The 12,536-nt window shown below is 43.9% G+C and carries 14 protein-coding genes; 11 read left to right on the top strand and 3 right to left on the bottom strand.

From position 1 onward, the window contains the following. The first annotated feature begins 270 nt into the window (after positions 1–270). The 11 genes from ICN31_RS05415 (at position 271) to ICN31_RS05365 (ending at position 9,297) form a co-directional block, all read left to right on the top strand. Positions 271–462 (top strand): hypothetical protein, encoded by a 192-nt coding sequence (locus ICN31_RS05415; RefSeq protein WP_216259337.1) that lies wholly within the window; start codon positions 271–273, stop codon positions 460–462. A gap of 115 nt (positions 463–577) precedes the next feature. After that, positions 578–1,027 carry a surface-adhesin E family protein gene (locus tag ICN31_RS05410; RefSeq protein ID WP_216259335.1) on the top strand — a complete coding sequence of 150 codons (450 nt, stop codon included), beginning with the start codon at positions 578–580 and terminating at the stop codon, positions 1,025–1,027. Between the two features lie 9 nt (positions 1,028–1,036). Next, a complete protein-coding gene (locus ICN31_RS05405) occupies positions 1,037–1,795 on the top strand; it encodes a hypothetical protein (protein ID WP_216259333.1) in 759 nt (252 codons plus the stop codon). 44 nt (positions 1,796–1,839) lie between these two features. Further along, positions 1,840–2,649, top strand: coding sequence for a hypothetical protein (locus tag ICN31_RS05400; RefSeq protein ID WP_216259331.1), 810 nt, complete (start codon positions 1,840–1,842; stop codon positions 2,647–2,649). Positions 2,650–2,657: 8 nt separating this feature from the next. Then, on the top strand, positions 2,658–3,686 hold the full coding sequence (locus ICN31_RS05395; protein WP_216259329.1) for a PDZ domain-containing protein: 1,029 nt from the start codon (positions 2,658–2,660) through the stop codon (positions 3,684–3,686). After that, entirely contained in the window at positions 3,683–4,090 is a 408-nt protein-coding gene (locus ICN31_RS05390; RefSeq protein WP_216259326.1) for a chemotaxis protein CheW, read from the top strand. Before ICN31_RS05395 ends, ICN31_RS05390 begins: the two co-directional genes overlap by 4 nt. Positions 4,091–4,133: 43 nt before the next feature. Continuing rightward, positions 4,134–6,107, top strand: coding sequence for a hypothetical protein (locus ICN31_RS05385; RefSeq protein WP_216259325.1), 1,974 nt, complete (start codon positions 4,134–4,136; stop codon positions 6,105–6,107). A gap of 33 nt (positions 6,108–6,140) precedes the next feature. Next, positions 6,141–7,727 (top strand): hypothetical protein, encoded by a 1,587-nt coding sequence (locus ICN31_RS05380; protein ID WP_216259323.1) that lies wholly within the window; start codon positions 6,141–6,143, stop codon positions 7,725–7,727. Next, positions 7,727–8,404 carry a flagellar basal body P-ring formation chaperone FlgA gene (gene flgA / locus ICN31_RS05375; protein ID WP_216259321.1) on the top strand — a complete coding sequence of 226 codons (678 nt, stop codon included), beginning with the start codon at positions 7,727–7,729 and terminating at the stop codon, positions 8,402–8,404. Before ICN31_RS05380 ends, flgA begins: the two co-directional genes overlap by 1 nt. 105 nt (positions 8,405–8,509) lie before the next feature. Then, entirely contained in the window at positions 8,510–8,842 is a 333-nt protein-coding gene (locus ICN31_RS05370; protein WP_216259319.1) for a flagellar biosynthesis anti-sigma factor FlgM, read from the top strand. 41 nt (positions 8,843–8,883) lie between these two features. Further along, a complete protein-coding gene (locus tag ICN31_RS05365; RefSeq protein ID WP_216259317.1) occupies positions 8,884–9,297 on the top strand; it encodes a hypothetical protein in 414 nt (137 codons plus the stop codon). Positions 9,298–9,351: 54 nt separating this feature from the next. Here the strand turns inward: ICN31_RS05365 and ICN31_RS05360 are convergent, their stop codons facing one another. Genes ICN31_RS05360 through flhF form a run of 3 tightly spaced genes read right to left on the bottom strand, consistent with a single transcriptional unit; the run spans position 9,352 to position 12,525 of the window. Continuing rightward, a complete protein-coding gene (locus ICN31_RS05360; RefSeq protein ID WP_216259315.1) occupies positions 9,352–10,044 on the bottom strand; it encodes a FliA/WhiG family RNA polymerase sigma factor in 693 nt (230 codons plus the stop codon). A 46-nt stretch (positions 10,045–10,090) separates the two neighbouring features. Then, a complete protein-coding gene (locus ICN31_RS05355; protein WP_216259313.1) occupies positions 10,091–10,909 on the bottom strand; it encodes a hypothetical protein in 819 nt (272 codons plus the stop codon). Next, positions 10,906–12,525, bottom strand: coding sequence for a flagellar biosynthesis protein FlhF (flhF, locus tag ICN31_RS05350; protein ID WP_216259312.1), 1,620 nt, complete (start codon positions 12,523–12,525; stop codon positions 10,906–10,908). Before flhF ends, ICN31_RS05355 begins: the two co-directional genes overlap by 4 nt. Between the last annotated feature and the right edge of the window lie 11 nt (positions 12,526–12,536).

Below are 12,536 nucleotides of genomic sequence, written 5' to 3'. Positions count from 1 at the left end.
TTTCAGAATGGATGCATCTGATTGGGCACCTTCAAGTCTGTTTAAGGGTTTCTATCCGCCTCCAAAGTCAATTTCCTATGGACCCGGGTGTCTAATACCTCTTTTTGCATCCCAGTAAATCGAAAAAATATAAAAAATAGCTATATAAATTAATTACTTACGAAAGTATTGAGACGTGTATGATGTTCCGAATGCTAAATACAGCTAATCGCTTGTCCAGATTTATCCGTTTAAAGTTACCCTGTCACTAAAAAAGAGGAATTTCACATTATGGAAAATCCTATCATTACTGAGCACCGTATTCGTGGTGAACGCTTCTATACCATCGAGAAAAGCAACAAAATTGCTTTTTACACGACCAATATTGCGGCGGCACGTTATTGGGTAAAGCATGTGGTAGCCGGCCAGAGTGTTGCCCTTCCTCAAGGCGATGCTGACCATGGTGACGCGAAAACCTCATAAGTTTTATTTAACAACTTCACGCTCTATTTCTAGCTGTTCTAAAGCCTTTAATTCGTAAATCCTCTATTGGGATTTAAGGGTGTTTAGAGGACTATAAACATAGGATATCCGTATAATGACCCATTTAATGTGGGTTAGTTGTATGGGCCGCTCCTTTTTTCAAAAAACCACTTTTATTGTCTTTTTTGCCATTTTTGGCAGTGGTCTTGCTTTGGCCCAAGCAAATGACGATTTGGTAACTGTGTTCGATGGGCGCCAGCATAGTCTTTCCTATTACAAGAGCTCAATTAAAGCCTTGCCCCCCGATTGGAAGAAGGTATGGATTATTACCAATCGAAAACAAGAAGAGGGTGCTGCACCCGAGAAAATTCAATCGATTCGCAGCAATATTTTATTTAATTGCGTTCGTAATACTTACTCCACTTTAGCTACCGTAAATTATGGTGGGACCAACGCCATGGGCAAACCCATTTTGCAAACGAAGTCTGGTTTTGAATTAAACGACGATCCGGTTCCGGCAGGAACTCCCTTGGCTATTATTTATTCCCAAATTTGTAGTTCTTAATTTATTCATATGAGATTTAATATTTTCCCACCAGAAGGGCTCAAAAGTATCGAGCCAAAATTCCATGTTGAACCTCGTGCCATTGCTAAGACAATAGAGCGGGAGTTGCATAAAATTCCCCTGGCTGGTTTATATCCAATTGACGGTAATGGCGCGGCCATACCAGTGAGTCTTTTAGGTATCCACCAAGGCTTATTGGTCATGAAGCTCGAAATAAAGCCAGAGGGTGGTTTTGCAAGTCTGGTTGGTGGGCAGCGCATTTTGGTGCTATGTAGTGATAGCGGTAAGATGCAATTCTTGGCAAGTAATTTAAGGCTAAATGATGAGGGCAACTTGTTATGCCCATTGCCAGCAGATTTAATTTTGATTCAGCGCCGCAAGGAATTTAGAACTCTTGGACCCGCAGATGATGATTTAAATTTTGTGCTCTGCCTTGGTGCTGGGCAAGAGTTGCTCACCAAGGTGATTGATATATCTGACCATGGCATTTTGTTGGATCTTCGTTTAGGTGCAACAGAAGTGGAGGTAGGGCGTTATTGGCATTCTGGTTATTTTGAGCGCTTAAGATCGCGCTCAACTACTATAGACTTAGAAATTAAAAATGTACGTCCTGGGGCTGACATCGATCGTATTCGTGCTGGGTGCGAGTTATATGAGCCTAAAAAACAAGTCCTCAAAGAATTTGAAAGTACGCGCAGTGCTATTGAGAATGCGCGCGTCCAAAGCCGTTTAAATCGCTGGTATTTGGGGGCTTCTTGGCATGAGTAATACCCTGGCGCGACCTTTGTCAGTTCTTGGAATTTAATTTCTCTATGAATTTCTTCGCATCATTTACTACTGGAAAACTGATCATCATCGTGAGCTTGCTCATGTTTATTGCTTTGGTCTATTTTTTCATTCGTGACTTTTATGGGAAAGTCATTGATGAGGTTAAGGATCAACAAGCTAAACCGATTGAGCCTGTGGTAGTGGCAAGTCTACAAAAAACCCATCAACTAGAAGAGGTAATCAACCAAAAGATTGCCAATATGAAGTTGGATTTGATGGCGGAGCGCTTGCGTATTACCTCTACTGCTGAAGTTTTAAAGAATTTGGCAACTGAAAGGCATCTACCAGAAACCTTGTATCAAATTTATTTTGAAACACGTGCCTTTCCTAAGAAGAGTCTAGATGCGCAGCAGACTGATCTTGAGTGGCATGCTCAGGCGGGCATTACCGATCTGAAAGTTGAGCCGCTACCTCTAGATGATGGCACAAAGATTGAATTTACCTTACATAACTACCCATACACACTTACCGCTATTAATCATCGATTTGCAAGAACCTATTTCGTTGAACTCACTTTGCGTGATGTAGATGACGTGCGCTTATTTGTTGTGCGGATTAAGGCTAACGAGACTAATGGGCGCGATATTTTAGAGTCAGCGATTATTGAAATGAAATCAGGTGACTGGATAGACGATATTGCTAGCTGCAGATTGCTCATGGATAAACGTAAAACTGAGGTTCAGCTGATGGCAGAGCATCGTGAGGTTGAATTATTAAAGCAGCGCTTCATTTTGAATCAAGGTAGTCATAAGTTTACTAGCAACGAAGTTGGTTCTGGGCCTAAGAAAAAGTAAACATCATCGTGCTAAAAATTCAGTTTCCTCGTACACAAAAAGGTATCTACTTTTGGTTCTTGGCTTTTTCAAGCTTTTTGATGCTCTTTTCTTTAGCTACCCTTTTAGGGGCGGCTGGTGAGCTGTCTAGCTCCTCATCAGATTTAAAAAATCTGAAGGTTGTGATGCCGAGTTTGGAGGAGTATGTCAATTCTCAGGCAATCGACTATCGCCTGAACAATACTACCCTCAACACTCGTCGATTAAAGCCAAGTGACATTCCAAAATTAGCTGACGATGCCGTTGTTACAGTAAGCGTAGATGATGCGGTCAATAGAGCATTTCAGTACTTTGCGGAATTTGAAAATAAACGTTCTGGGCCTATTTTGACAGTGACGACTCCTAATGTTGAGTCAGTTGAGCCCGGCTCTCCTGCGGATATTGCAGGAGTTAAGCCAGGTGACCTCATTCTATTTGTTAGTTCTATTAAGATTGAATCGGCTATGGGTTATTACCAGGCGCTCAATGAAAAGCTCTCTTCAGAAACAAGTTTAAAGTTACTGCGGAATAAGCAGAACAATATTTCACTTGCGATGAAAAATCCAAATCGCACGTCCATCAATGGAAGTAATAGCGGTATTAAGTTTGCCGCTCCACCAGAAGCCGTTTATGTAACAGAGCTAGATAGTAAGCGCATGGCCGATCAATATCGCCGTGAAATGCTTCCTGCTATCTCTATAGACTGGCGCTCTGAAGCGGCTAATAATTTAATGCAAAGCGCTAAGCGTTTAAATTTAATAGCTAAGGCGGTGATTGATCCTACTGGCTCATCTCCATCAAAGATTCAGACTAAAGATCTATTGAGTTGGCAGCATAAAAAAGTACTAGAGCGAATTGATGTTTACTTTTCTCAAAGAAGAAAAATCGAAAATACAAATGCCGTTTATTTAACTGGCATGGGTGATGCGGTAGTTGGCTTCGTTTGTAGTTTGATTATTTTTATCATTGCTGCAGCTCTATTTTGGTATCAACGTCGCATTGCAGGTAATAAATCATGAGCTCTTTAGATAACCAAGAGTATTGGTTGGGTTTACGGATTAATGGTGAGCGCTATGCATTACCTGCATCACACGTATATTCCGTTTTTCTCTGCCCAGAGGTAGAGCAGTCTATTAAAGAGTTAAAGATTTCTGGCGTAGTAGTGCATGAAGGTGAGCCAGTTTATCTTCGTAATCATTTTCAACTTCTCAGGACGGGTCGGGGTGTTGAGAGCATGGCACACTGGCAGCAGGTGTTAAAGCGAGACCATGCCCCATGGGTGGTTGTATTAAAAGATGGCACAGATAAAGGTTTGGGTTTTAGGGTAAATAATATTGTTGGCCCGTTTCACTCATCCGCTTTTCCTGAAACCCCTTTCCTGCACCACAACGGATCAGATTTTTATTTGGTAGAGGTTTTATAAATTTGCAGACCATACCGCGAAACCTTATAGTTAGACAATAAATATGCGCAAAATATATAACAATCACGTCTTTCAACGCTCGACCAAACCTTGGCAATGGTTGGCTATCATTTCTTTGAGCGTAGCTTTGCTGGCGAGTGCTGGCGCATATTTTACGGCTCGCAGCTGGTTGGGCGAGGGCCGGTATTTGCAAGCAATTGATATTGACCAGATTGAGGTGTTGCGCTTAATTCCTGCGCTCAAAGATTTGCAGCAACAAACCTCAGGAACGCATACCTTAGATTCTGATTTTTTCAATAAGCTTAAAAAAGCAGATCGTCTCTTGCGTTCGATGACTGATGATGTGAAGTTGCCTTCAGATGGCTCTAATTCATCTAGTACATCAAATGCAGTAACTTCTCAAAAGTCAGTAACTACTGCTAATTCAAACAAGAATCAGAATTCCACTGCTGAGTCTGGCTCTCTGGCAGTACTTTCAGATAATCCTGCCTTAGCTTTTTTCCAAAAGCTAGATTCAAAAATTATGAAGCTGCTATTTGATAAGCCAGATAAGTATGCGGCGCTACCTAATGAGGAAGATACAGTCCCCGCTTCAAATGTCCCTGAGCAAAATTCTGTTAGCGCCGTTGATGTTCAAGAAGTTTTAATTGGCGCTAAAAGTGCAGAACAGTCTATTGTCATAGTGCTGGCCCAGGAGAAGGGTTTGGCCGGCTTAGACATTTTGGCTAAATCTGCAGAGGTGTTGCTTTCTCCAAAGGGATCTCTTGAGTTAGATAAGATCGCTCCTGATTCCCCGGTTAGAAAATATGCTGAAAGTCTGGCTGAGTATGTCAAGGCAAACGCCGCTTGGCAAAAAAATATCACCAGTGCGTCTGCATCAGCAGATTTGCAAAAAGCATTGGGCGCTGCCATTGATCAGAAGGTCTTGATTGAGATTGAGGCTGGCAAAAAGACATCTGGTAAGTCAACATTAAGCCTTACACAAGCAATGCCAAAGTTGAATCAAACTCCATGGCATACCAAATTACCGCAAGAGAGTGCTTCAGCCCTCAAGATGTATGCCAATAATATTCAGCTTGTGCGTAAGTTCGCCTCTGACCATGAGGCCTTACGTGTAGTTGCGCAAAAGAATTCAAAAGAACTGCGCCTCTTTGATTTTAATACTGCGGGTGGATTTTTAGGCCTGACATTGCTAAGCGTGATTAGTTTGATTGGTACTAGCTTGGGCGTTGCAATGTTGCTAAAAAATACTCGAGTTGCTCAAGTTGAGGATAAGCGAACCACTAAGCTTTCAGCAGCAGCAGATCAGTTATTGGGCTCTATTGACCTAGGGTTAAACAAGTCAGCCAGTACGAATGCTCAAGATGGGAAAGCTAAAGCCGAACCTCAGGCAGCAGCTCTCAAAGCAGCTGATGATAAGAAGAATCTAGCCAGCGCAGGTAATGCCGAGGTCAAAACTGTAACCAACGTTATTACGGAGCTTAGTCAAGACTTAAGAGATAAGGTAATGGGTTTTGAGTCCCAGATTAAGGTTCTCAGCCAATTGGGTAATAAGTTACGTCACTCAGTAAGTACTTTACAAGATAAAAGTGCTCAGTTGCGATCTGGTACAAGTGCGCAGGCTGATGGATTTTATGGCGTCAGTGCTAGCGCTGATCGCGGTGGCCCTCTGGAGCAATTACAAGATGCCTTCTTTGCCCTTAAGCAGCAGGGCGTTCGTTTGTATTTGGCAATTTTGGATAACCACTCTAGTAAGCAATTGGCGGTTGAAACAGAGCAGCTAAATCTACTAGTTGAGCGAGTTGAGACTACGGTTTCCAAAATAAGGAGTTCATTGGCGCAAGTGCTTGACCAAGCTGCCGATTCGCAGACTGCTGCTCCTCAGGTATCGCCTGAGATGATTGAGTTATTGAGTATGGATGCAAAACAGGTGATGCGTGATCTTGATTTGTGGCAAGAAGAGTTTGATGGATTGGGCCGAGCATTTGGTGAGCTCAAGCGTGAAATCAAAGTTTGATTGAGTTGAAAGTACATTAAGCACAAAGTACCCATGGCTGAAGAAAAACCCCTTTTTTTAATAGACGTCGATCGCGCCATCGAAGGCTTACTCTCATCGACGCCTAAAAGTACATCTGGGTCAATCAAGGTTGAGTCCATAGTGATGTATTGCGTTGATCTAGCGAATGCGCTAGATGGAGCCGGCCTAGAGGATCTCTCTGAATTTGCGCATGAGCTTGCAAATCAGTTTAAAACAAATCAAACGCAATCTTTGTTGCTGGTAAATGACTTCATTGAATTGGCTAATGTGGGGGTCATGCAAATTCATCCAGGCGAAGCATCGCAATCAGCCATTGGAGAAGAGGCATTACAGACTGCTAAATCTAATTTTGCAAAAAAATTAGGGCAGCTAAAAGAGGGTACGCCAATTTCTCCCGAGCCTATTCTGGGAAGCAAAGAGCTAGAGGCTAAAGATGCTCAGCAAACTGTGCAAGCTCAGGCAGTTTCCGAAAGCCAAACTTGGCAGGCTGAAGATGTTGCTGAGGATTCTTTCCCTAATCAAGAATTTTCTCCAGAACTTTTCCGTAATTTGCAGGCTAACAAAGTGAATGCTCCAGAGCAGTCACAATCTTCACCTGCAGCAGTTCAGCCACCAACTGATCAGGTTCTAGCTCAAGAGTCTGTTCCATCCGAACAGGCTCAACATGAAACTCTAGAGCGTGCCTCTTATGGCCTTAATCATTTATTTGCACCCAGAAAAGAATCTCCACCAGTTTTATTTACCCCTCCAGAGCCAAAATCCTTCTCCTTGCCAGAGAACTTAACCAAGCCAATTGATCGCGAGAGTGCTTTTGAGTATTCAAGTAAGGCGCGCTATCTTGATAAACATTTCTCCTTGGACCGATCTGTCAATTTAAACCGCATGCAAAAAGCGCGTAGTTTGATTGGTAAAGGCGATGGCTGGAGTGGTGTAGAGGTGGATTTTCTACTCGGACGTGAGCAAGATGAATTAGTGCGCGCTGGCCAGCAATCCTTGCGCCATATTTTTGAGAATTTAACGGACGAGCTATTAATTGATGAAGTCTATGCTGATCCAGATATTGCACAGCAGCTCTTGACCATACTCAGTATTTTGCCGCCTTGCCCCAGCATCTTTGCTGTTCAACAAGAGCTCATGATTTTTGTCGATTTAGATCACATCACTCTTTCTAGTGAGCACCTGTTGGCGGTAGGTAATATGATGGCTGAGATTGGTGGCTCTTTAGAGATACATCATGATGGCGTCCGTTTATCCTGTCCATCTAGCCTGCTCAGAATGCCAATGGCCTTCTTTACTCGTCATGGTGAGCAATACGCTGTTTCAGCGATTCAGTATTTGGGTGAAGAGCCGCTGACCAAGACTGCCGATGCTAAGGTTGATTTTTTAGGAGAGATTATTCATCCCGCCAGAAATATCTACATTCGTGCTGGCAATCAGAATTACGTGATTCATGCCCATGAGTTTTTGGGCGTTCAAAATATGAACGTTCACCAAAATCTTCCCAAGTCCTTAGAGCGACCCTATTGGATGGCTGGTGTTGCCTTAGATGGCGCTAACAATGTTTACTCTTGGATTGCTTTAGATCGGTACGTTCGATAATGCGTTTTTGGGGAATCCTCCTGACTGCCTTTTTTTTAGGCACAAGTGCTCAGGCAGCATTGGCACCTGACTTAGATAAAGAAATTACCCGTTTTATTCAAAAAAGCCCGAGCGTCAATGGCTTAAGAGTTCAGGTGGAGCAGGTAGATCCCAATATTGCGGTGCCGGCCTGTATTGGTGGTGCGATTGAGATCAGTACCCAACCAGGAGCTCGCGTTTGGGGAAGAACAACCTTGCAACTACGCTGTGCTAAGGCAAGCTGGATGGTTAATGTACCCTTTAATATTCGAGTATTTGGCGATTATGTAGTTGCTAGCCGCTATCTTCCTTTTGGCCAAAAAATTGAGCCGGGCGATATTCGGGTCATTGAAGGGGAGCTCAATTTATTGCCTGATGATGTCCTGCGCACCCCTAAGGGGGCCTATGACCGAGTATTGAACAGGCCCTTACAAATGGGTTCTCCGATTGGGCTAAACGATTTAAGGGAATCATCCGTAATAAAGGTAGGAGATCCTGTTAGGCTAGTGTTAAGCGGCAAGGATTTTGAGGTTTCTGGTGAGGGTATTGCCCAAACCTCAGGCATGATTGGTGACATGGTTCGGGTGCGATTAGCCGATGGACAGGTGTTGCAAGGTAAGGTTTTAAGGTCATCGGTAGTCAGGGTGACCATTGAATAAGGTGCTGTCAAAACACGGTTTTTGCATTACAGTAAGGCTTATTGCTAATGGCCAGCGATCTGCAGCCAAGGGCAGTAAAATAGTTGAAGTACAGAGGAGAATGAGATGAAAGTTAACGAGAATGCTGCACTAATTCCGCCAAACTCAGGAGTTGGAAAAACCAACCCCGGCTCAAACTCGACTTCTGTAAATCCAGGTGCCAATAAAGTCGCTACCGATGTAGTGGCTGGTCCTGCAGTAAATTTAGATATCAGCCTGACTGCAAAATTAGCAGAAGTACAAAGCGATAATGCTAGCAAGGTTAGCGATGAGGCCTTGATCGAAAAGTTGCGCAATCAAGTTGCCAATGGCGAATTTAAGATTGATTACCAAAAGATTTCTCAGGCAATGCTCAAAGATGTCGTTGCTTCTATTGGTCAAAAACCAAAACAAGCTTAAGCGTCATCTAAGCCTAAAATTTCCCTTAGATTTATCAATTTATGCCAGATTTAGCGCCATCAAGCTCATTTGATGGCATGCAAGACTTTTTGCAAAAAATTGCTGGTGCTGTTCAAGATTTAAGAACTGCGCTAGAGGCCAATGATATGGATCGTTTGCCCGCTGCTTTGGATCTCACCAATATCGCTCTGGACGCCATTAATCAGTATCCTGGCGGCGCTGAAAAGCTCAAAGGGGATATTGGACAATTTCCTGAAGATCAAAAACAGATGCTCATGAGCTTATTGGATGAAGCCTCTGTAAACCACCAAATTAATGGGGATCTGATCCGTCTTGCGATGCAGCGGAGTGCGGCCATGCAATCGTTTATTGCACAGCAAGCACCCAGCGCGACCTACGATAGTGAGGGCGGTGTGCCAGGCTCTGTTGGCGGGGTTCTGTCGCGCAAGGTTTAACCTTTGCTCACTCAAGCAAGCTTGAGTTTTTATGTTATCAACGCAACTAACCTCTTATTGAAGTTTGAGTTTGGCGCGGATCCGAATCATCCCTTGAGTATGAATCTGGCTAATTCGCCCTGGAGTGATATTCATTACTTGGGCAATTTCGCGATAGGATAAATCTTCTTGGTAGTGAAGCGCAAAAACCAATTGCTCATTTTCAGGCAAGCCTTCCAAGATGGTGGCAATACGCTCAGCGAGTTGACTCATCGCTACGGCTCTCATGGGGTCAGATGAGTCCGTATCGGATGGCAGTAGATCATCAGAAAGATCATCTAAGGGCATTAGATGAACCATATTTGCCATGATGGCGTGATAGGCTTCAATGCTCATCGCTGCGCTATCAGCAATCTCTCGCTCAGATGGGTGACGTCCAAGGTTTTGCTCTAGTTTGCGAGTCACTTTTTCTAGACCCTCTAACTCATCGCGCTGGTTGCGCGGCAGGATATCGTTTTTACGACAGGCATCATAAATAGCCCCGCGAATACGGGTTCGAGCATAGACTTCAAAGTTCAAATTAGCTTGTGGTTCATAACGAGTCAAGGCATCCAATAAACCCGTTAAGCCCTCCTGAATTAAATCATCCACTTCAACGTTGGGTGGAAGGCGTGAGCAGATTTGATGGGCAATCCGCTTTACCAACGGCAAATGTTCTTTAATAGCTAGATCGATATCAATAGATTGGGAATAGCTAGATGGCTTCAATTACAACTCACGAAAAGGGATATCAATCGGAAATCTCAAAATTTTCTTAAGCTGTAATTTTGGCAGAAATTGCTTTAAAGAAACCGTGAGGAAGCACAAATTCGTGCGTAGTCCCGTGGCTGACAGGATTCAGGCTCATATCGTCAAGATCAAGCTCTACACGTTGAGCAGTCAGGGCTTTAATCCAACCAAGAAACTCGATACTTTGCTCAAGTGCTCTATGAGCTGCCTCTTTCAGTTTTTCGAAAGCAGCGGTGCCTGTTTCCTCATCTGGACCACCAACAATCAATACTGCTAAGGGCTCATCGAGTTGCAATTGCGCCATTTGGCGGATCATCACCAGCGCTCTTTTCAGGCAGGATTGCTCCGTGCTTGTCACCAAAATGCGTTTGATATTGCTGCCATAGTAGGCAACGATATTAGCCTGTGGATCTACTGTAGGGTAAATAACGTAGTCAATATCAAGCTCGTGTTTGATCAGACGCTCATCTAATTGGGGGTATTTGGCAAACCGCTTAGAAATCTCTGGCCTTAGTTTTACGCTAGTGGCATACCAAAGATTTTCTTCAATTTGTTTAATGGCTTTATCTAAATCTACTGAGCTAGAAAATACTTGTCCAAGGTCGTAACGTACTGGGTATAAAAAACCAGTCATCGTTTTGCGATCAGCAAGGGCTATTTCATCAATCAGTAGAACACGGTGACCCTGTTGCTTGATATTCCTTGCGGTGCTATGGCCTAGGTGGATAGTAGAGTCAGCATCTAAGGTGCTTGCAATACAAATCACACGGCACATTTCGGAGCCAAAAATATTACGTAAACCTGCGGCCTGATCCGTGCCGCTAGCAGTGCCTACGGTACTCATTGATTTACTTTGCGAATCCAGTCGCCCAAATGATCAGAAAGTAGGGCAGGAACTTGCTCGTCAGTCAGTGAGAATGTTTCAGAGAAAGCGCGCATAGCCATCGCGCGGTGGCTTAAATAATTGATATCAGGCTGGCTGAGATCTTCTGGAACACGTTGACCATTAGATACAAACAAGAGGGATAGATTATGCCGAATGACACTATCGATCACTGGGGCTAAGTGGGCTGCTTCATCAATTTTGGTAATGATGACATGATCTAACTTTTCACCATGGGTATTTTGCATTGCTTGATTGTGTAAATTAATCACTTCTTCTTGAGTGCGCAGATCGGTAGTGGAGCTCATCACCAAGATCCGACGTGCTTTACCAGAGCCATGTTCTAGCAAATGAGATTGCTCAACCATGAGGGTATCGCGTTGGCTTACGCCAGCGGTATCTAGCAAAATGATCTTGCGATTTGAAAAGTCTTTAATTTTGGCAGCCAAGTCTTCGCTATCTCTGACTGCAGTAACCGATAAGCCCAATATTTTGGCAAAAGTTTTGAGTTGTTCCTGAGCGCCAATACGATAGGTATCGGTTGTGAGCAAAGCGACTTGATTGCGACCATAGCGCAGCACACAGCGGGCAGCAATCTTGGCAACCGTAGTGGTTTTACCAACTCCAGTGGGGCCAATAAACGCAAATACGCCACCGCGATCAAAAGTATCAAATGCATGGGATGTTTTCATCATGCATTTAACTTGCTCCCGAGCATTTTTCAATAAGTGCAATACGCTCAAATTCTCAGGAAGATTTTGGGAGATCTCTGCAACCAGTTTTGGTGAAAAGCCGCAATTGAGAAGATGTTTTACAACCTCGGTGATGCGAGTATTTTCTTGTTGCAGGTTGCCCCAAAAACTGCCAGCAACGTGTGATTGCAATAGTTGCTTCACTTCGCTGATTTCAGAAAGTAACTTTTCTACTTTCGGTGAACTTTCGGCTGGTCCTGCAATGGGGGCGGTGGGGATACTTAATGGAGCGCTGGCAGGGATAAAGCCGCTTGCAGCACGGATACTTTGCGCTGCACTTTGCGCTGCATTTTTCATAGCATTGAGCGCTGCAGCCTCTTGCGCTGCTTTGGTGTTCGCTGCAAGGCTGGCGCTAAAGATTGCATCATTATTAGAAGGATTGATGACATTAGCCGATCCTCGTGGAATGCGCTCTGCATCATTAAATGAAGTCGGTAAAAAAGCCTCGGCACCAGGAGCACGAATAGAGCGCTCAGCTCTAGCAGGGTTACGCCGCACAATACCACTGGGTACATCCGGATACGTTCTAGCAGAAGGCGAGGGTGCAGGAGAAGGTGCTCGCCTAGCAATGGCGCTAGCAAACTTATCCGATAATCCTGAGCGTTCTAGGGAGCGCTCTGAAAAGACGCCATGTTCACCATGTTCTGGGTTAATGAGTTCAGAGCGTGAAGAAAGGTTTGCTAAATCACCAGAAGTGATAGCCATTACCTCAACGCCTTGATCAGTATCTTTGGTCGAGAGCACCATAGCATCAGGACCCATCTCGGCACGTATGAGCTTTAAAGCGTCAGCGGTATTGGCTGCTATAAATTTTTGTGGACCCATACGTTAACTCC

Origin of the sequence: Polynucleobacter sp. UB-Piko-W3 (assembly GCF_018881635.1) — a bacterium.
GTDB lineage: Bacteria > Pseudomonadota > Gammaproteobacteria > Burkholderiales > Burkholderiaceae > Polynucleobacter.
This window is presented reverse-complemented; position numbering and strand designations above follow the sequence as displayed.